Consider the following 19,962-nt stretch of genomic DNA (forward strand, 5'->3'; position numbering starts at 1 on the left):
CATCCGGTCCGGCCCGGTGGGGATACAGGCCGCGAGGTGGTATTCTCGCCAGCCTCGTGCTCACGCAGCACGCCTATGATCTGATCCTCGGTAAAACGGCCTCGCCGCATCGCTCGTCTCCATCTGACGAGCTAACTTACCAATGGCATGATTTCCGGGGAGCAGGTCAGCTTCGTTGCGGGTGTTGAGGTGGCCGGGGAAGACCCATTTCGACGGCAGGCAGCTGTGCGTCAGCAGATACGGCGCCGGGTAGCCGTTGGCGCTTGAACTCATCGCTGAAATTAGGCTTCTCCATCATCGCCGCTTGTCCTCAAAATTAGGATCCAAGGCGTCCGGAAATCCAGGGGCTACTCAGTTTGACACGCTTCGCGCTGCCTTGGATGATCTGCCTACGATAGTGGGGCGGGAACGTAATGAGCGATGACAGAGGGCCACCTCAGCAGATTTTGCGGCGGCTGAATCTCAACCTTCTCTACGCGCTGGCGGCGATCCTGCGGGCGCCCACCCTGACCGAGGCGGGGCGGATGATCGCGCTTAGCCAGCCTGCGATGAGCATGGCGCTGCGGCGGTTGCGCGAGAATTTCGACGATCCGCTGGTCGTCTACCGACATGGCGAACGCCGTCTGACCGCGCTGGGCGAGGCGCTGCGCCCCAGGATCATGCGCATCATGCGCGAGGCAGGCGACGTGCTGGACCTTCGGCTGGATTTCGACCCCGCCACGACGTCGCGCGTGATCGTAATCGCGGCACCCCAGGAAATCGAACTGATGTTGCTGCGTACCACCATCCCCAGCCTTTTGCGCCAAGCGCCTGGATTGCGGGTCGAACTGGTGCCCTTCAACTATAGTTCGGTCGAGGCGCTGTTCGAGCGCGGTGTCGACCTTGCGATCCTGCCCGGACGGATGGTCAATCCGACCCTGCCGGTTCGGCCGCTGTTCGAAATGTCGCACACCGCCATGGTCTGCCGCGATCATCCGAGTCTGGGCGATCGCATGACGGTCGAACAATATCTGAACGGCCGTCACGTCGCCCTGTCCCAGGATATGGAGGACGGCAATATGGGCATCCACGACCATCCCCTGCTGGCGCGCCGCAATGTGCTGGTCCGCACCAGCATGTATGCGATGCTCCCCGCGCTGGTCGAACGCACCGACCTGATCGCCACGGTCGCTTCCTGGTCGGGGCAGTATTATGCGTCGACCATGCCGATCCGGCTGATCCCTATGCCCGGCGAACTGTCACCCATGCCTGTTGCGGCCCAATGGCCGGTCCATCTCGACGGTGCACCGTATCTGGAATGGGTGCTCGATGCGTTGAAGACCGGCATCGAATGGCATGGCCTGCTGAGTGACTGTTTCGGCCATCAATGTGGCTGATGAATATATCATAATTAGTGATTTGCCCTGATCCTTGTTCCTTTGCATCGTTTCTCCAGAAGGAGGACGCACCCAGCGCGACCCGAACAGGTCGGATATAGGGGACGCCGAATTTACCGCAGGCGCGTGATCCTGATCCTGCGGGCAGGGCAAGGTCGGTTCTTGAGAACCGATCGTGGATCATCATGGGCAACCGTCAGGGCGGATACCCGCGAAACGGGACTTTGGCTTGTTTGTCCAAAGCATGGAAGATCGTGGGATCTCGCCAGCACGGGAAGGGGGCAGGTGATGAAGAATCTACGATTGATGCTGGTGTCTTTGTCTGTGGGGGGCAGCGCCTTGTCGATGATCGCGGGCGCGGCACCGGCGATGGCGCAATCCAGCCGCATATCGGTGCCGGAAATGCCGCTCGCCGATGCGCTGCACCAGATTTCCAGGGAGACGGGCGTCCCCGTCGATTTTGACCCCGACGCGGTGAGAGGCAAGAATTCCGTCGCCGTCCGCTCCGCCCGAACGGCGGAGCAGGCGGTCCGCGAGGCGACGCATGACAGCGGCCTGACGGTCGAGATGCGCGACGGCCGCCTCGCGGTGTTCAACGACATCTTCGTGGTCGCGCGGCGCGATGCTGCGGAGACGAACTACCTCGTCCGGGCGACTTCGACCTCCAGCCGCACCGGCAAGTCGCTGCGCGAACAGCCGCGCACGGCGCAGATCATCTCCAGCAAGCTGATGGAAGAACAGCAGTCGCAGTCGGTCTTCGACGCGCTGCGCAATGTCGGCGGTGTGACCGTCAATACGGCGACCGTGCAGGGCGGCGTCACCTATTCGGTGCGTGGTTTCGCGACCAGCGGGCTGACCAACGGCATGCCCACGGGCGTCGCGGGCGCCTCGACCCAGCCGGTCGCCAATGTCGAGCGCCTGGAGGTGCTGAAGGGGCCGGACGCGATCCTGGCGGGGATGCAGAATCTGGGCGGCGCGATCAATATCGTGACCAAGAAGCCGAGCGCAGACACCTTTGTCCAAGCCACCGCCGAGGCGGGATCTTTCGGCCAGTATCGCTTCACCGGCGACGCGTTCGGCGCAGTCAATTCCAGCAAGACGGTCAGCGCGCGCATGATCGTCAGCGTCAACCAGGCGGATCGCAACTGGGGCGGTTATGCCGGTCTTCGCGACAACCTTGTCGCACCCAGCATCCGCTTCAAGAACGGGACCACCGACGTGATCGCGGGCGTGTCGCTGGGCGACCAGTTCACCCCGGCGGCGCCCTATACGCTGCTTAATCCCGATACCAACCAGCCGTTCGACGTCAGCCTCGACAAGCCGCTGTGGGGGCAGAAGAACCAGGGTGCCCGTACCGAGACGGTGCAGGCCTATGTCGACCTGACGCAGAAGGTGACGGACTGGCTGACCTTCGTTGTGCGCGGCCAGCATCAGGACATCGTAACCGACGTGGCGTCCTATGGTCCGTTCGCCGTGTTCAGCGGGTCCGGCACGGTGCTGTTGAATGGCGGACACGCCCGGAACACCATCTCGCTGGACACGGTCGACAGTTATGGCCGGTTCGAATTCAAGACCGGCCCGCTGCGCCACATGATCATCGCCGGCGGCACCTATGTCCAGAATTCGACGCTCTCGGCCAGCGCGTCGAAGGGGTTCATGGCGCCCTATAATCTGTTCACGCCGCCGGCACCGCCGCCGCTGCCCGCCATCGACCAGCAGGATTATATCACCAAGACGCACCAGACCGGCTATTATGGCCAGTATATGCTGAACGTCTGGAAGCTCTCGCTGGTCGCGGGCGTTCGCGGTAACGATTACGGCAGCAACATCCGCTTCTTCTCGAACCGGCGGCCGAATTCCGAAGGCCGGTCTTCCTCGTCGCCCAATTTCGGCGCGGTGTTCGATGTGACGAAGAATGTCAGCATCTATGGCACGCTGGCTTATGGCTATACGCCGACGGTGGTGGTGGACTTCAATCGCAACCTGCTGCCGGATGTCGAGACCCGCAACAGCGAGGCGGGCGTCAAGATCGACCTGTTCCACAGCAAGGTCCTGCTGCAAGGTTCGTATTTCAAGCTGCGCCAGAGTGTCGCGATCATCGCCGATCCGATGCATCCCGGCTATGTGACGGCGGCGCCGGGATTGCAGTCGCAGGGCATCGACCTGAGCATCATCGGCCAGATCACGCCCAACTGGATGATCTCCGGCTCCTATGTGAACGCCAAGCCCGAGGTGCTGACGCTCAGCCAGTATGGCAACACGGTACAGGGTCAGCCGCGCGAATCCTATAGTCTCTATTCCTCCTATCGGCACAAGCTGTCGGACGACGTGACAGCGGGCCTCAGCGCGGGGGCGTTCGGACGGTCGAGCGCGGCGGTGACGCGGACGGGTTCCTATTATGTGCCTCCGGCCATCCAGATCGATCTCAACGGCTTCCTGAGTTGGCAGAAATTCGATCTGAACATCGGCATCCGTAACCTGTTCGACCGGCGCAATTACGGGATCAGCTACAACACCACCTATCTGCCGATTCAGGAGACGCGGACGGTGCGCGCAACGCTGTCCTATCGCTTCCGGTAAGGACGGCAGCCAACGATACGCTGAACGGGATACGCAACCGCCATGATGCCGCAACCGACACAAAGCGGGGAGGTGCGTCGCGAGACGCATCTTTCCCCTCCGCAACCAGCCGGAGAGCGCTGGCGTCATGCGTTCCGGCTGGTCGGGGCCTATTGGACGTCGAAGGACTGGAAATTCGCGTGGTTCGCGGTGATCCTGCTGCTCGGCTTCCAGTTCGGCACCACCTATCTGTTCGTCGCGACCAATCGCTGGCAACAGGCCTTTTACGACGGGATCGAGAAGCGGGAGGTAGGCCGCTTCGCCTGGTTGATGATGCTGTTTTTCGGCATCATGGCGTTGCAGGTGTCGATCAGCCTGGTCGAAACCTTCATCAGGATGGTGCTGGGCATCCGCTGGCGGCGCTATCTGACGGATCGTTACATAGGGCGCTATCTGTCGCACAACCGTTATGCCGAGATCGAACGGTTGCGGATGATCGACAACCCGGATCAGCGCATCGCCGACGATATCGGCGCGCTGACGGGCACGAAGGGCAACATGCCCAGCGTCGTCACCATCGCGTTGGGCTTCGTCGGCAGTATCGTCGGCAGCATCACCTTCGCGATGATCCTGATGGAAACGGCCGAGCCGATCCGGTTCAGCCTGTTCGGTGCCGCCGTCTCCATTCCCGGCGGCACGGTCTGGTACGCGGTGCTTTACGCCATGTTCGGCAGCTTCGTGATCGGGTGGATCGGGCGCCCCTTCATCCGCGCGACGATGCGGTTGCAGCATGTCGAAGCCGATTTTCGTGGTAACCTGATGCACGTGCGGCGCAATGCCGCGCAGATCGGCTTTGCGGGCGCGGTGGCGACCGAGCAGGCCGCGCTTGTCGAATCCTTCGACCAGATCCGGCGCAATTTTCGTCGGCTGATCCTCACTACGCTGGGCATCCAGGCGGGTGACGGTGTCTACCAGCGGATCGGCGGGATCATTCCGATCATGCTGCTGGTGCCGCGCTATTTTGCCGGAGCGATCAGCTTCGGCCAGGTGATGGGCGCGCGCGATGCGTTCGGCACGATGGTGCAGAACCTGTCCATCTTCGTCCAGCAGTTCAGCTGGATCGGCCAGCAGGTCGCCAACATCAACCGTCTGAAGGCGCTGGACGACGCGATCGATGCGCGGCGGCCGCGCGGGATCGCTTTCACCTTCCGGCCCGACGCCGGACCCTCGACCGCAATCGCGACGCAGGGGCTGCGGATCGCCCGGCCCAGCGGCGAGGCGATGCTCGACATCGGCGACTGGACCGTGCGGCGCGGCGAGCGCTGGGTGGTGCAGGGACCGTCGGGCGCGGGTAAGAGCACGTTGCTGCGCGCGATCGCCGGGCTGTGGCCCGATGGTGCGGGATCGGTGACGTTGCAGGGCGAGGGCACGGTGATGTTTGTGCCGCAGCGTCTCTATCTGCCGCTGGGCAATCTGAAGGCCGCCATCTGTTTCCCCGATGCGGCCGAGGCCCATGACGACGCGACCATCGCTGCGCTGCTGACCCGCGTCCGGCTGGCCGCGCATGTCGAGCACATGCATGCCGTGCGGATGTGGCAGGAGGAACTGTCACCGGGCGAGCAGCAGCGCGTGGCAATGGCGCGTATCCTGCTTCACCGCCCCGACCTGCTGGTGCTCGACGAGGCGACGAGCGCGCTAGATGCCGACAATGCCCGTTTCTTCCACGAAGAACTGCTGGCCGCCTTGCCCGACATCACGCTGGTCAGCGTGGTCCACGACAACCGGCTGCGCCGCTATCACAGCCATGCACTGACCATCGCCGACGGCCAGGCGGCCTGTTCGACGATCCCGGAGGAAACGGAATGACGGGCTTTTGCACCCGCGACGAGGCAAGTCTGCGCGACGCGGCGGCGGCGGCGGTCGAACAGGCCAGGGCGCTCGGCGTCGACGCGGCGTCCGCCACCGTGCGCGCGGGCGGCGGCATCAGCATCAAGGTGCGCGGCGGCGTGGCGGAGAGCGCGGTGCGCGACGCCTATCAGTCGCTGTCGCTGACCGTGTACCGCGATGGCCGCACCGGCGGGGCCTCCACCGTGGCGCTGGACGACGCCTCGATCGCGCGGGTGGTGGCGGAGGCGCATGCAATTGCCGGGCTGGTCCAGCCCGACGCCGATGCCGGGCTGGCCGACCCCGAAACGCTGGCCTGGGACAGCCCGGCGCCGGAGATGTTCGCCCATTCGGGACAATCGCCTGAAAGCCTGATGGCGCGTGCGCTGGAACTGGAGGCCCTGACCGCCGATGCCGCGGCGCAGGCCAGCGGTAGCGTGCGGGCGGGGGAAGTGGCGGTCGGCTCCAGCGATCATCTGTCGGCGCTGGCGACGTCGGCGGGCTTTTGCCGGTCGATCGCGGCCTCGACCCACACCCAATGGGCGACCGCGCTGGCGGACGACCCGAACGGGCCGAGCGTGCGCGAATATGCTCAGGCGAGCGATCGCCGCTTCGATGCGCTCGGTCCGGTATCGGCACAGGCCCGACAGGCGGTGGAGCGCGCCGTCGCACAGCGCGGGGGACGCTCGATCGCGGGGCGCCGCGCCCCGGTCCTGTTCGAGGCGCGGATCGCACCGACGCTGATTCATGCGCTGACCCAGGCGCTGTTCGGTCAGGCGCAACACAGCCGCGCGAGCTGGCTTGCGGGCGCGCTGGGGACGGCGATCGCCGCCGACCATCTCGATCTGGTCGAGGATCCGTTCGAGCCCTTCGGCATGGCGAGCGGCGGCTGGGATCATGAAGGGGTGGCGGGCAGCCGCCGCGCGATCATCGCGCGTGGACGGTGCCAGGGCTATTTCCTCGGCAGCCGGTCCGCCAGGAAGCTCGGTATGCGTTCGACCGGCAATGCCGACGGGCCGTGGAACCTGACCCTGTCGAGCCATGCGCCGGGCGGCACCGCCGCGGCGATGCGCCAGGCGATGGACACCGGGTTGATCGTCACGCAATTGCAGGGTGGCGGCAGCGATCCGGTGACCGGCAACTGGACCCAGGCGGTCTCCGGCTTCTGGGTGGAGGGGGGCGAGATCGTCCATCCCGTCATCGACGTGACGCTGGGCGGTCGCCTGCCAGACATGTGGCGCCGCGTCGTGGCGGTCGGCGGAGACCGCGAACGGCAGGGGGCGGTGCGTACCGGGTCCATTCTGGTCGACGATATGCAGATCGGAGGACGCGCATGACGAGCGCCGCGATGGACCGGGCCAGCACCCGTATTTTCGCCCCCGCCGGGCTGGACCGGACAGACGTGGAGCGTGCGCTTGGCAGGCTGGCGGTCGGGGGTGCCGATCTGGGCGACCTGTATTTTGAAACGCGCAGTTCGCGGAACTGGCGGCTGGAGGACGGCCGCGTCACCGCCGGGGGCTTCGGCATCAACCAGGGTGTCGGCGCGCGTATCGCTCGGGGAGCGGAGGTCGCCTTCGCCTATTCCGCAGATATGCGGCCCGAGGCGCTGGCGATCCTGTCCGACACCGTTTACGCGCTGGGCCGGGCCGGTGGCGGTCACGTCACCGCACCCATCACGTTGAACGCGGCATCGGCGGACCATGGTCTGTATCCCGCGCTCGACCCGGTGGCGGACGCCGATGCGGCGCGCTGGATCGCGCTGCTCGAACGCGTAGAGACGCTGGCGCGTGCCGCCGATCCCCGCATCGTTCGGGTCGATGCGAACCTGTCGGCGAGCGAACATGTCGTGCTCGTCGCGGATCTCGATGGCCACATGCGTGCCGATGTGCGGCCGATGGTTCAGCTGCGCCTGACCATCGTCGCGGAGGCCAATGGACGGCGCGCGCGCGGCTTTGGCGGGCTGGGCGGGCGTCACGACCTGTCGGGGTTGCGCGAGGATGCGATCGCCCGCGCGGTCAGCGAGGCGACGACCATGGCGCTGGTCAATCTGGACGCGCGACCCGCACCCGCAGGCACGTTCCCGATCGTGCTCGGCCCCGGCTATCCCGGCGTGCTGTTCCACGAGGCGGTCGGCCATGGGCTGGAGGGCGATCATCACCGCCAGGGGCTGTCCGCCTTTGCCGGACGGGTCGGTGAGCGGATCGCGGCGCCGGGCGTCACCGTGATCGACGATGGCGGGCTGCCCGGTCGGATCGGCTCGCTCGGCATGGATGACGAGGGGACCGCGCCGGAGAAGACCGTGCTGGTGCGCGACGGCATCCTGACCGGGCTGATGCAGGACCGGTTGAACGCGGGCCTGATGAACGCGCGACCGACCGGCAATGGCCGTCGCCAGAGCCATGCGCATCTGCCGATGCCGCGCATGACCAATACCTATCTCGCCGCGGGCCAGGACGATCCGGCCGACATCCTGCGATCGGTCTCGCGCGGCATCTATGCCACCGCGTTCGGCGGCGGACAGGTCGACATCACCAGCGGCCGGTTCAATTTTTCGACCACGGCCGCCTGGCTGATCGAGGACGGCCGCCTGACCGCGCCGATCGAGGGCGCGACGCTGATCGGCGTCGGGCACGAGGCGTTGAAGCATATCAGCATGGTCGGTCACGACCTGGCGCTCGACGACGGTGTCGCCACCTGCGGCAAGCAAGGGCAGACGCTGGACGTCGGCGTCGGCCAGCCGACGATCCGCATCGATGCGATGATGGTCGGCGGTCGCGGTGGATGATCACATTCAGGGAGAGGTGATGTGAGTAGCGTACAGGTGGCGACCGTCGCCACGTTCGACGATATGGTATTGGCTGCGGATGTGCCGGTGCTGGTGGACTTCTGGGCACCATGGTGCGCCCCGTGCCGGGGGCTGATGCCGACGCTGGAGGATCTGGCGCAGGATCATGCCGAAGAGGCGCGCATCGTGAAGGTCAATGTCGAGGAGGAGCCGGGCCTTCGCGACCGTTTCGCCGTCTCGACCCTGCCGACCCTGCTGCTGTTTTCCGGGGGGGAGATGCGCGACCGCATGATCGGCGTCCAGTCGCGGGCCCGCCTGTCGGCGATGCTGGACGCGGCGGCGTGACCCCTGCGTTTCATGGCGATCCGGCGGTCAAGTCGGGCATGCTCGAAGACTCCGAACCACCCGCCGATGCGGAGGCGCTGGCGACACGGGCTGGGTTGCCGATACCCGTGGCGGCGCTGTTGCTGGCACTGACCGAGCGGGTGCGGACCCTGGCGGACGGGGAGCCCTTTCTCCACGCGGCACTGAAGGCCATTCCGGTCGGTGCGGACCTGTCACGCGTGGCGAACGGCGCGGCGCTCGTCCTGCTCGACGCGCCGGAGCTTGCACATGGTCCCGGCCCGGCGGTCGCGCTGCTGGGTGACATGCGGGCGCTGCATCGGCGCAGCCATGACGGGGATGTTCCAGACCGGACGAGCTGGAAGACGGTCCGCGCAGCGGTGCTGGCGCTGCCGCCCGCCGGGGATCGGCAGGAGCGGTCGGCGACCCTGATGTGCGAAGCGGCGTGCTGGCCCGCCGATAACGGGCAGTCGACGCTGCCCGCCATCTTGCGCCGCTGGGTCGATCTGGCGGAGATCGAGGCGACGCCGGACTGGTCGGCCGAGGACGACCGCCGCAGCCAGGCGGTGCTGGAGCGGCTTTGGGAGGAAGCAGCGCCCGCGCGCGAGGCCGGGGAGGTGGTTCGCTACCCCGCGCTGTTCCTGGCGGCCAAACCCGATCTGTGCCGCCGCTATGAAGCGCATCTCACCTATACCAATCGTCGCGTGGGCGAGCGGGCACGCGAGTTCGCCGCCGTCCTGCTGCGGATGCTGGCTGACGTGCCAGTCCGCTGACCTGGGACGTGGCGTAAGGGATTGCGGGACGACGAAGAGCATGATGATGATATCCACGACCATCCACCGACCGGTGCTGCTAGCGCTTGTCCTGTCCCAGTCGGTTCTTGTCGAACCGGTGCTTGCCCAGTCGCTGCCCGTCGCGCCGAAGGCAATGCCCTCCGTCGCGGAACGCTATGCGCTCGCCGACAAATATCTGGCGCCCGCGTTCGACACGCTGCTCGCCGATGCGATGCCGCGACCGCAATTCACCTTTGACAGCAAGGGCGTGCTCTATCGCGCGGGGACGGTCGGTGCGCGCATCTTCACCTATTACGACCTCGCCAGCGGCACATCGCGCGGGATCATCGGTGAGGACGCGCTCGCCGCACAGCTCGCCCGGGCGACGGGCAAGGAGGTCGATCCCAAGCAGATGGTCCTGGACGCGCTCGACTATTCTGGGGGTGCCCTGGTTTTCAATTTCGCGGGGCGGCGTTGGACCCTGGGAGCGGACGGCCAGGTCGTGGCGGCGCCGGTCGGCCCGCCGCAGGGTGACGGTGGGGTATCACCCGACGGCCGGTTCGAAGTGCTTGTCCGCCATGACAATCTCGTCGCGCGCGACCGGAAGAGCGGGCGCGAGGTCGCCCTGACCACCGACGGCACACCCGAGCAATCCTATGGCCGGACCATCCCCCAGCTCAGCGACATATTGGAGCAGGGGACGGAGGATCCCAAACGGCCCGTCCAGGTCCGCTGGTCCCCCGACAGCCGTTATGTCGTGACCTGGCGGCTCGATACGCGCGGGGTCGTGCTCCTGTCGGTCACGCAGGAGAATCCGCCGGGCAGCTTCTATCCGCGCAGCTTCCGCTATATCTACCCGCTCGCGGGCGCGGAGAAGGTGCCGCAGAGCACGCTCTATACCGTCAGTGTCGAGGATGCGCTGAAGCGGCGACGGGCACGGCCGGTCGTGATCCAGGTGCCGCCTGAGGCGCGGCTCTATCCCGACGAGATCAAAAGCTATTGGATGGGCGGGCACCTCCGCTTCCAGCGGACCGAGCGCGGTTATTCGAAGATCGAATCCTTCTCCGCCGATCCCGATACCGGCGTCGCGACGCTGCTCGCGCGTGAGGCGGTCAAGCCGCTGGTGACGGTCACCGCCACGTCCTTCCGTAGCGCGCCTGACCTGGGCGGCGAACTGATCGTGTCGGAACGCTCGGGCTGGGCGCAGCTCTATCTGGTCCGGCCGGACGATCCCGATGGCGGCTATCCGCTGACGCGCGGCAAGTGGGAGGTGACCGGCATCGCCGACTATCGGCCGCAGGACAAGACGCTGCTGCTGACTGGCATCGGGCGCGAGCCGGATCGCAATCCCTATTACCGGCAACTCTACCGCGTGGTGCTGGACGGCAGCCAGCCGGTGCTGCTGACGCCCGAACCGCTGGATCACGTCACCAGCCTTTCGTTCGACGGGCGCTATTTCCTCGACAGCATGTCCAGCCCGATGCAGCCGACCGTGACCGTCATCCGTTCGGCGGTCGATGGCCATATCCTGAAGACGCTGGCCAAGGCCGATGCCAGGGCGCTGTTTGCCAGCGGCTTCGTGCCTCCGGAGCCCTTCACCGGCGTCGCAGCGGATGGTCGCACGCCATTGTACGGCATGATCTGGCGGCCCGCGAATTTCGATCCGAACCGCCGCTATCCGGTGATCGACTATGTCTATACCGGGCCGACCACCCATGTCGTGCCCCAGGACTGGGCCTCAGCCGTGCGGCTGAACACCAACAGCGTCGCGCAGCTGGGTGCGATCGTCGTTGCGATCGACGGACGCGGCACGTCGCAGCGGGGCCAGGCGTTCCGTCTGCCCGCCTATCAGAATCTGGGCGAGGTCGGCATTGACGATCACATCGCGATAATGCGCCAGATGGCGGCGCGCTACCCCTATATGGATCTGGACCGGGTCGGGGTCTACGGCTTCTCGGCGGGCGGTTATGACGCGGCGCGCTTCATCCTGCGGCGCCCCGGCTTCTTCAAGGTATCCGTCGCGGGCGCGGGCAACCACGACCTGCGGCTCGACAAGGCGTGGTGGCCGGAGGTGTCGATGGGCCTGGCCCCGCCCGAGGTCTGGGAACGCAACTCCAACATGTCGGTGGCGGGCAACTTGGTCGGCAAGCTGTTGCTGGTGCACGGCGATATCGACGACAATGTCCCCGTGACGGAGAGCTTCCGCCTCGCCAACACGCTGATCGCCAAGGGCCGCGACGTGGACGTAGTCATCCTGCCCAACACGCGCCACTTCGTGTACCAGCCATTCTTCTGGCGCAAGCTGCGCGACTATTTCGTGCGCAACCTGATGGACGAGAATCCGCCGCCGCTCCCCCTGCCGTCGGGCAAGGGCATGGACCCGGTGACGCCCGATCCCAAGCAGGCGGCAGCACCGCTCCTGACCACGCGGAACTGAGCTGTCGTGCTAGTCGCGAGGTCGTTCATACGCTCACGGGCGCACCATTCAGGACGACCGGCGCGATCCAAGAGCGCTTGCGCAAGCTGATGGATAAGGAGCCAGTGCGCGAGGTCCTGGAGGATTTGATCGCACGCAAGACGATCAAGAACGGGGCGACATTCACGTTCCACGGCCTACGCAAGAATGCTTGCTGCTATCTGTTGGAGACGGCTCTGAACGATAGTGAAGTAGGCTCAATCTTGGGCATGTCGCCCGAGATCGTCCCCCACTATGGCAAGCGCACCCGCGCCCTCATGGTTGCCCGTGGCGCTGCCAACCGGATGACCGCTGGCAAAATCATTGGTTTGTCGGAGACACAAGTCGCTATGGAGATAGCCAAGAATGGCTGATTTCAGCCATTGGTGACCCCTAGGTGTTCAGTCCTGGCATCTGGTGGATCGGATTGACGATGAACCGATCTGGCTCTGACGTCCAGATCTTGGCGATGTATTCGTAGGGTGTAAGCCCGCTGAGCGTCTTGAGCCGGCGGGCGAAATTGTAGGCGGCCATGAAGTCGGCGAGGTGCATCCGCAGTTGGTTGTGGCTCTCGTAGTGGAAGCGTTTGACGGTCGCCTCCTTGATGGTCCGGTTCATCCGTTCGACCTGTCCGTTGGTCCACGGATGGTTCGGCTTCGTCAGACGGTGCTCGATGTCGTTTGCCTCGCAGATCATGTCGAACCGCATTTGGCGCGACCAGGCGGTGTTGCGGTTACGAGGCTGCTCGGCGAACTGGATGCCGTTGTCCGTCAGAATGGTGTGGATGCGGTACGGCACGGCCTTCAGCAGGTGTTCGAGGAACTCCCATGCTGTCCGGCGACCCGTGATCTCCCGGGTGCTCATGCCGCGCGCGTACATCGACACGATCTTCTCATCGAAGCCCGGAAAGCGCCGCTGGTATTTGGCGATCAGCTGCGGGTCGAAACTGCTCTGCCGGTCACGTGGTACGTCGATCGCCAGCTTGCCGGTATCGGTCGTGATCGTCTTCCGGCCGTAGCCGTTGCGCGAGTTGCCGGTGCCCTCGTCTCCGGCCAGATGATGATCCATCTCCGCGTTCAAAGCGCGCTCCGTCAGCGCCTTCTTCAGCGCATCCAGCAGGCCGCCCTGCGCCAGGGCGGTACCAGCATCAGCGCCAGCCAGTAGCTGATCAAGCAGCTCGTTCGGTATCGCAGGCTCTTTGCGTCGGGACATATCGGGTCTCCTTCTTCCCCTTTATGCCCGCCCGCACACGAAATTCCTGACACTCCCGGAGCGTCCGCCATCGCCCATTAGCACACGTTCATGAGGCTGGCAGAATGCGCCTTATGCAGATGACTGCCGCTTCGCCCGTGAAGCACAACTGCGGCTCAAGGTCAGCGAATGACAGCGTGAACATGTCGAGATAGCCCAGATAGTTTCGACCTACCCAGCACCACCCTAGTTCCGATCCTGCGTAGTCGGACAACTCGGGGACAGCTTGCCAACCGTCATCCGAAGTCGGCGCCACCTCAAGCTCCACAGCGATCTCGTCGGTATCCGCATCGACCCGCAGTATGACTGCGCGGTCCTCGATCACCACCGCGACATCGCGCCAGCCAGCCGCTCCGTCGCGTCGGCCGAGCACAGCGGTCGCAACTTCCCCATGAACCTGATCATAGTCGAACTGGAGCATCGTGCGGTCAATCATGGACCGCCCTTAGCGCACCGGCGGAATCTCCGCTAACCACCCATCCTCGCCGTTCCGAGGGGCCGATCGGGCTCGCTCAAGCAGCCGGTCCGCTTATATGAACGAGCGGCATCTTTCGGGAAGCGAGAAGGCACCAGCGAACGGCCGGAATTGGGTCCTCTTAGCGGCTGAGCGCCCGGTTTCAATGTAGTCGGTTTCGGCCGCTTGGCTTGCGTGCCGCATTCCCGAAACGTGCCGTTGGGGAAGATCGCGCCTTTCCCGTTTCTCCGTCTTCACCCGGCAGTTTCGGGAAAAGGCAATCGGGAACAGGTTTTGGGAAAACGGACCTCACGGGCGACCGTCAGCATGATCGGCGTGGCCGACTTCCCATCAATCGTTCGTTTTCAGGAACGCCGCGTTCGTTCTCTTTACGAGCGCGTGCGCTACTGCGACGGCCGCCGCGTCGCGCGATCGGAGGACTGACGGGCGAGCGCACCGTGCGCTGCAAGTTCTCTAGCCGTCCGTTCGGATTGCACAAAAAAACCCCGTTCCACGGCGTCAAGGATGCCGTGGAACGGGGAGAGGGAGGGGGAACTGTGTCGTCTCAGGATTTTAGAAGAAGCCGCGCACCGCGAAGGCAACCGTGCGGCTGCGCTGGATGAACGATCGGAACATGTCGGGATCGACGATATAGTCCCGTCGGTCGGCGCGGGTCAGGTTGGTGCCGGTCACGCTCAGTTCGAGATGATCGAGCGGACGGAACGAGATGCTGGCATTGAGCTGGCCATATCCCTTGGTAAAGGTCGGCTGCGCGGCACGATCGTTGCCGCCGCCCAACGCCTGGAAATAGCTGGAGCGATAGGCATAGGCGATGCGGGTCGCGAACGGGCCCTTCTCATAATAGGCAACGGTGTTGACGTTGTGCTTCGATGCCCCCGGAAATCCGTAGGAGGTGGTCGACGCTTCGCTGTCGATGCTGATCTTCGAGTCGATATAGGTATAGTTCGCCTGTACCCCGAGCCCGTCCCATGGTGCGGGCAGGAAGCTGAACGGCTGGTTCAGTCCGACCTCTGCGCCGAGGACCCGGCCGCTGGACGCATTGACCGGCTGGGTCACGTCGAGGCGAGTGGCACCCTGCGCCGGGATCGTGGTGTCCAGCGTCACCGTACGCAGGATGAAATCGTCGACCGCCTTGTAGAAGCCGCCGAGATACAGCGCACCGCCGCCGCCGGTGTAATATTCGAGCGTCAGGTCGAACTGCCACGCGGTGAGCGGCTTGAGCCGGGTGTTGCCGAGCGTCGCGGTGCCGCGCTGGCTGCGATCGACGCGCGGGTCGTTCGGATCATAATAGCTGACGGCGTTGCGCGGCGCCGTATCCTCATATTCCGGGCGCGACATGACCCGCGACATGCCGACCCGGACGTGCAGTGGTTCGGAGGGATTGAAGTCGAGATTGGCCGAGGGGAGGAATTCCCAGTAGCGATTGGTATCGCTGGTCGGCGTCAGCACCTGGCTGAGGGTCGCGTTGAGGCCGTTCAGGATCGTCGTGCTCTGCGCCGACTGCGACGTCAGGTCGGTATAGACCGCACGAATGCCGACATTGCTCTTCAGCGGCACCCCGCCCAGAGTCCCCTCGTTATCCGCTTGAACGTAGACGGCAGTGGTCTTTTCATGCGCGGCGATAGCGAAAGATGCATCCTCCCGATCGATCGCCGCGTCGCGCAGTGCCGGCACGAGGTCGGCTGCGGCAGGATAATCGAGGAACGGGATCGGCACGCCGAAATTGAAACGCGTCAGGAAATCAGCGCCTTGTCCGTTGAAGACCACGCTCGGCAACTGCTGCGACACCGCAGTGGTGAAGCCGGTCGCCGCGTCGGGCGCCGGTACGAACAACGAGGTGCTGCGCAACCGGATCGTCGTATCCTGATAGCGCATGCCAGCTTTCAGTACGGTATCCGGCGACGCATCGAACGCGACGTCGCCGCGCAGCGCATGGGCGTGGGACCGATTGAAGTATTTGCGTCCGAAGAAGCCGTTGAAGACCCCGCCTGGCGGCGTCACGACGTTGGTCATGCCGGTGATCGTCGGCACCATTGGCACGCCATCATATTGCACGTTGCGGTTCGGGGCGCTGGTCCCGCCAAAGAACAGGCGCAGGTCCTGATCGTAGCGGCCGTTTGAATAGCCATAGTCGAGGCTCGCGCGGAAACCGTTGCCATTATATTTGACGTTGCCGCCGGCAACGATCGCATATTGGTTGTTGAACAGTTTCAGCGGCTGCGGATCCAGCGTAACGCCCGGACCGGTACCGCCGGCGTACACCAGCTTTGACGTATCGAATGCGAGCAGGCGCCCGTCGCGAACCGTGTAGCCACCGGGACGGGCGACGCCGTCATAGACGCTGCTGGCACCGTTGAGTTGGAGGTCGTTGGTCGGGCGGAACTGCTGATTCAGATATTTAGAATAGGTGCCCTCGACGTTGATCTCCCACTGGTCGTCCGGGCGGAACTGCAGCCCACCGCTCGCCGCGAGACGGTCAATCTTGCCGTCGTTCTTGGACGCAGTGATCCGCGAAGGCACCAGCACGCCGCGCTCGACCCGGTCGACGCGGCCATCCGAATTATCGTCGAACGACAGGTCGCGGGTGGCGAAGCGCGAGAACAGTTCCGAACTCGACGTGTCGCCGCGCGACCACAGCCCCGCGACGTAGAGGCCGAGCCGGTTGTCAAGCAGCTTGGTGCCGACGACGCCGCTGATCCGCGGGATGAAGTTTTCCGTCTGGTCGTCGTAATCGGCGCGGACGGTCAGGCTGCCGAACGACGTTCCGCCACTGGGCGCACGATAGTCGAGTGGTTTGAGCGTCTGTACGTCGATCTCGCCCGCGATGCCGCTTTCGACCAGGTCGGCGGTGGGCGTCTTGTAGACCAGCATCCCCGAGATCACCTCGGTCGGCAGAACATCGAGATTGACCTGGCGCAGCGAATTGATGCCCTCGTTGCCGCCGGTCAACGGAATGCGTCCGTTGATCGTGACCTGGGTATAGCCTGGGCCGAGACCGCGGATCGAGGCGCGGTCGCCCGCCGTCCCGCTGTCGTTGCGCTCGATCTGGACGCCCGGCACGCGTTGCAGGACGTCGGCGATGCTGACGTCGCTGAACCGGCCGAGATCCTGACTGGTCACTGCCTCAACCACCGATGCCGCCTCGCGCTTGACCGCGACCGCGCGCGCGGCCGAGGCGCGATAGCCGGTGACGATGATATCGCCGGCTTCGGCATCCTGTGCCGTTGTCGTGGCAGCGGACGGTGCGGTGGACGTGTCGACCGGGTTCTGCGACTGGACCGGCGATCCGGGCGGCGGGACCGTCGCGGCGACGCCGGCCTGAGCATAGGCAGCAGACACCTGCACTACCGACAGCGTGGCCGCAGTGCACAGACACATGATTCGGGTTTTCTTCATCAATCCTCTCCCCATCCACGATCGGTCCACCGTCGCAGCTGACGCGATTGATGCCGTGATCCAATATTTCATGCAAGCAGAAAAATCGATCAGAAGTTGTTACTGATATTTCAGTGCAAATTTGGCGCGCAAGGGCTTTAGGCTTTTGTCCTTACAGAAGGGGTATCGCGAACGCGGAGACCCCCTATGCCAACCCTTTTCGACGGTGAGCGACAATCGTGATTTTAACGGCTTGCGCGAACCATCTCTTTCTGAAATGCTTAACTGAGATATCAGAACGTAGGTAATGGGGTAGCGGATGAGGATCACAGCATATCGGATTATCCGATTCCACTATCCCCGCGACCGCGCCGTCGGCGACTCGCAAGTGTACACAACCGACGTCCATGTCGCTGCGATTCAACTGATCGATTCGGCAGGCCGTGTCGGCCTCGGCTTCGCCCAGTCGCTGTTCAGTCCCCTGCCGGAAGCCGAGGAGATCGATCGAATCTTCCTCGACCAAGCATGGCCTGCGCTGGATGGACGCGAACCGGTCGCGCTCGCTTTGGCGGTGCGGCGGCCGCGCGGCGGTAATGTCCGACGCATGTCACTGCCGTTCGAGGAGGCGATCCAGCAGGCGGTGTGGGACCTGTTCGCGCAGCAGCAGGACATGCCGCTGTGGCGGATGCTCGGCGCCGAACGGCAGGGCGTGCCGGTCTATGCGAGCGGGCTAGACTTCCACCTGTCCGACCATGCATTTACCGAATTGTTCGGCAACGCCGCCGAACAAGGCTATCGCGGGTTCAAGATCAAAGTCGGCCATCCTGATCTGGAACGGGACGTCCACCGCCTCGATCTGCTCCGGCGCGCGGTGGGGACGGACCGTCCGGTAATGATCGATCCGAACGAGGCGTGGACCGCTGGACAGACGATCCACGCGCTCAAGACGTTCGAGCGAGCTGGCCATCGCATCTACTGGGTCGAGGACCCCGTGCCACGCGACGACATTCAGGGCCTGAAGCTGATCCGCCAGACCGGCATGACCCAGGTCAATGCCGGCGAATATCTCGACCTGTCGGGCAAACGCCGCCTGCTCGAACAAGAGGTCTGCGATATGCTGAACGTCCATGCCCAGATCGGCGACGTGATGCGTGCGGGCTGGCTGGCCAGCGAACACAATGTCGAGGTGACGCTGGGCAACAGCTTCCTTGAAGTCGGGGTCAACATGGCACTCGCGCTGCCGGGCGTGCGCTGGCTGGAATACAGCTTCCAGAATTTCGACCATCTGGTCGAACAGACCTTCACCATCCGCGACGGCATGATCTTCGGCAGCGATGCGCCGGGCCACGGTCTGCGGCTCAGCCCGACTGCGCAGGACGACTGCGCGCACCTCGCGGCGGCGGTGGCGGCATGACCGCCTTCGTCGCACCCCCGGCCCACGGCGTCGCGACCGGCCGGCGCGATTGGCGACTGATCGTCTCGCTGGGCATTGTCTTCTTCGTGCTGCTGACCCTCTACGCCGCCGTGCTGGGTGTGCTGTTGCCCAACCAGATCCAGGAACTGTCTCCCGAAACCAAGACGAAGACGCTGGGGATCGTGTTCGCGATTACATCGGTCTTCAGCACGCTGGCGACGCCGCTGGCGGGCGCCTTCTCGGACCGGACACGCAGCCGGTTCGGCCGCCGGACGCCATGGATCGTCATCGGCGCGATCGTCGGCGGCAGCGCCATCATCCTCGTACCCTATGGCTCGGGCATCGTCGCGGTCACCGCGCTGTGGGTGGTGGCGACGATCAGCCTCAATTCGATGCAACCGGCGATCACGACGATCGTCGCCGACCGGTTCGTGACGGAGGAGCGCGGCTTCGTGTCCGGCGTGGTCGGCGCGGCGATGACCGCGGGCATCTCGGCGGGCACCATCTATGGCGGGCTGCTGGCGCATGACCTGCCGCTTGCCTATGGCATGCTCGGCGGCTCGATCATCGTCGCCTGTCTTGGGTTCGTGGCGCTAAACCCCGAACCGCGCCAGTCGCTGCCGCCGGCGCCGCCGTTCCGGCTCGGCGCGTTCCTGCGCTCCTTCTGGATCGACCCGCGCGAGCATCCGGATTTCGCCTGGGCGTTTCTCGGCCGCTTCACCATCTATATGGGCTATCAAGCGATCGTCACCTATCTGCTCTATATCCTTCAGGATCATATCGGGCTGAGCCAGGACGACGCCAATACGACCATTGCGCGGCTATCGTCGGTGACGTTCGTCGCACTCGTTTTCTCCGGCCTTGTCTCGGGCTGGCTCTCCGATCGCTGGCAGCGTCGCAAGCCGCTGGTCTTCGTCGCGGGGATCGTGATGGCGCTGGCCGTCGCCGCGCCGCTGGTGCAGCCGAACGCTACTGGCATGCTCGCTTATGCGGTGCTGATCGGCCTTGGCTATGGCGCTTTCATGTCGGTCGACCTTGCGCTGATGACGCAGGTGCTCCCCGAGACAGAGGCTGGCGACGACACCGGCAAGGATCTCGGCATCCTGACCACCGCGGTCAACGTGCCCCAGATTCTCAGCCCGGTGCTGGCCGCGATGCTGCTCGGCGCGACCGGCAACGACTATCCGCTGCTGTTCATCGTCGCCGGGGTGTTCGTGCTGGCGGGGGCGTGTTTCGTCCTGCCGATCCGGTCTGTGCGATGAACGATCGTCCG

General features: G+C 64.8%; 14 protein-coding genes. 11 read left to right on the forward strand and 3 right to left on the reverse strand.

Translation table 11 applies throughout. The features are described from left to right. Positions 1-413 precede the first annotated feature (413 nt). From U1703_RS11930 to U1703_RS11970, 9 genes are all read left to right on the forward strand, one after another. Positions 414-1,376, forward strand: coding sequence for a LysR family transcriptional regulator (locus tag U1703_RS11930; protein ID WP_332785872.1), 963 nt, complete (start codon positions 414-416; stop codon positions 1,374-1,376). Positions 1,377-1,721: 345 nt separating this feature from the next. After that, positions 1,722-3,956, forward strand: a complete 2,235-nt coding sequence (locus tag U1703_RS11935; RefSeq protein WP_332785895.1) for a TonB-dependent siderophore receptor — start codon at positions 1,722-1,724, stop codon at positions 3,954-3,956. A gap of 45 nt (positions 3,957-4,001) precedes the next feature. Further along, a complete protein-coding gene (locus U1703_RS11940; RefSeq protein ID WP_443025805.1) occupies positions 4,002-5,801 on the forward strand; it encodes an ABC transporter ATP-binding protein/permease in 1,800 nt (599 codons plus the stop codon). After that, complete coding sequence (locus U1703_RS11945; RefSeq protein ID WP_332785874.1) at positions 5,798-7,156, forward strand: TldD/PmbA family protein; 1,359 nt, start codon at positions 5,798-5,800, stop codon at positions 7,154-7,156. Before U1703_RS11940 ends, U1703_RS11945 begins: the two co-directional genes overlap by 4 nt. Beyond that, positions 7,153-8,604 (forward strand): metallopeptidase TldD-related protein, encoded by a 1,452-nt coding sequence (locus tag U1703_RS11950; protein ID WP_332785875.1) that lies wholly within the window; start codon positions 7,153-7,155, stop codon positions 8,602-8,604. Before U1703_RS11945 ends, U1703_RS11950 begins: the two co-directional genes overlap by 4 nt. 21 nt (positions 8,605-8,625) lie before the next feature. Then, complete coding sequence (gene trxA / locus U1703_RS11955; protein ID WP_332785876.1) at positions 8,626-8,949, forward strand: thioredoxin; 324 nt, start codon at positions 8,626-8,628, stop codon at positions 8,947-8,949. Further along, positions 8,946-9,719, forward strand: a complete 774-nt coding sequence (locus tag U1703_RS11960) for a hypothetical protein (protein ID WP_332785877.1) — start codon at positions 8,946-8,948, stop codon at positions 9,717-9,719. The genes trxA and U1703_RS11960 overlap by 4 nt, the downstream gene beginning before the upstream one ends. Positions 9,720-9,759: 40 nt before the next feature. After that, a complete protein-coding gene (locus U1703_RS11965) occupies positions 9,760-12,156 on the forward strand; it encodes a S9 family peptidase (RefSeq protein WP_332785878.1) in 2,397 nt (798 codons plus the stop codon). Positions 12,157-12,233: 77 nt separating this feature from the next. Next, the gene (locus U1703_RS11970) at positions 12,234-12,548 is read left to right on the forward strand and encodes a hypothetical protein (protein ID WP_332785879.1); all 315 of its coding nucleotides are present in this window, start codon (positions 12,234-12,236) and stop codon (positions 12,546-12,548) included. Positions 12,549-12,567: 19 nt separating this feature from the next. Here U1703_RS11970 and U1703_RS18985 read toward each other — a convergent pair whose 3' ends face one another. The 3 genes from U1703_RS18985 to U1703_RS11990 all read right to left on the reverse strand — a co-directional run bounded on the left by U1703_RS18985 (position 12,568) and on the right by U1703_RS11990 (position 17,296). Beyond that, positions 12,568-13,386 carry a transposase gene (locus U1703_RS18985; RefSeq protein WP_443025800.1) on the reverse strand — a complete coding sequence of 273 codons (819 nt, stop codon included), beginning with the start codon at positions 13,384-13,386 and terminating at the stop codon, positions 12,568-12,570. An 88-nt stretch (positions 13,387-13,474) separates the two neighbouring features. Next, the gene (locus U1703_RS11985; RefSeq protein WP_332785880.1) at positions 13,475-13,861 is read right to left on the reverse strand and encodes a DUF6334 family protein; all 387 of its coding nucleotides are present in this window, start codon (positions 13,859-13,861) and stop codon (positions 13,475-13,477) included. Between the two features lie 591 nt (positions 13,862-14,452). Then, positions 14,453-17,296 carry a TonB-dependent receptor gene (locus tag U1703_RS11990; RefSeq protein ID WP_332785881.1) on the reverse strand — a complete coding sequence of 948 codons (2,844 nt, stop codon included), beginning with the start codon at positions 17,294-17,296 and terminating at the stop codon, positions 14,453-14,455. Between the two features lie 367 nt (positions 17,297-17,663). On the opposite strand from U1703_RS11990, the gene U1703_RS11995 reads away from it, so the two are divergent. Next, positions 17,664-18,689 (forward strand): mandelate racemase/muconate lactonizing enzyme family protein, encoded by a 1,026-nt coding sequence (locus U1703_RS11995; protein ID WP_332785882.1) that lies wholly within the window; start codon positions 17,664-17,666, stop codon positions 18,687-18,689. Further along, positions 18,686-19,951 (forward strand): MFS transporter, encoded by a 1,266-nt coding sequence (locus U1703_RS12000; RefSeq protein ID WP_332785883.1) that lies wholly within the window; start codon positions 18,686-18,688, stop codon positions 19,949-19,951. Before U1703_RS11995 ends, U1703_RS12000 begins: the two co-directional genes overlap by 4 nt. The last annotated feature ends 11 nt before the right edge of the window (positions 19,952-19,962 follow it).

Origin of the sequence: Sphingomonas flavida, from assembly GCF_036663655.1 — a bacterium.
Classification (GTDB): domain Bacteria; phylum Pseudomonadota; class Alphaproteobacteria; order Sphingomonadales; family Sphingomonadaceae; genus Sphingomonas.

Excerpts from the sequence above, each read along its gene's own strand:
- U1703_RS18985 (WP_443025800.1), bottom strand. The coding sequence starts at position 13,386 with ATGTCCCGACGCAAAGAGCCTGCGATACCGAACGAGCTGCTTGATCAG.
- U1703_RS11935 (WP_332785895.1), top strand. The coding sequence starts at position 1,722 with ATGATCGCGGGCGCGGCACCGGCGATGGCGCAATCCAGCCGCATATCG.
- U1703_RS11950 (WP_332785875.1), top strand. The coding sequence starts at position 7,153 with ATGACGAGCGCCGCGATGGACCGGGCCAGCACCCGTATTTTCGCCCCC.
- U1703_RS11985 (WP_332785880.1), bottom strand. The coding sequence starts at position 13,861 with ATGATTGACCGCACGATGCTCCAGTTCGACTATGATCAGGTTCATGGG.
- U1703_RS11930 (WP_332785872.1), top strand. The coding sequence starts at position 414 with ATGAGCGATGACAGAGGGCCACCTCAGCAGATTTTGCGGCGGCTGAAT.
- U1703_RS11965 (WP_332785878.1), top strand. The coding sequence starts at position 9,760 with ATGATGATGATATCCACGACCATCCACCGACCGGTGCTGCTAGCGCTT.
- U1703_RS12000 (WP_332785883.1), top strand. The coding sequence starts at position 18,686 with ATGACCGCCTTCGTCGCACCCCCGGCCCACGGCGTCGCGACCGGCCGG.
- U1703_RS11945 (WP_332785874.1), top strand. The coding sequence starts at position 5,798 with ATGACGGGCTTTTGCACCCGCGACGAGGCAAGTCTGCGCGACGCGGCG.
- U1703_RS11940 (WP_443025805.1), top strand. The coding sequence starts at position 4,002 with ATGCCGCAACCGACACAAAGCGGGGAGGTGCGTCGCGAGACGCATCTT.
- U1703_RS11990 (WP_332785881.1), bottom strand. The coding sequence starts at position 17,296 with ATGAAGAAAACCCGAATCATGTGTCTGTGCACTGCGGCCACGCTGTCG.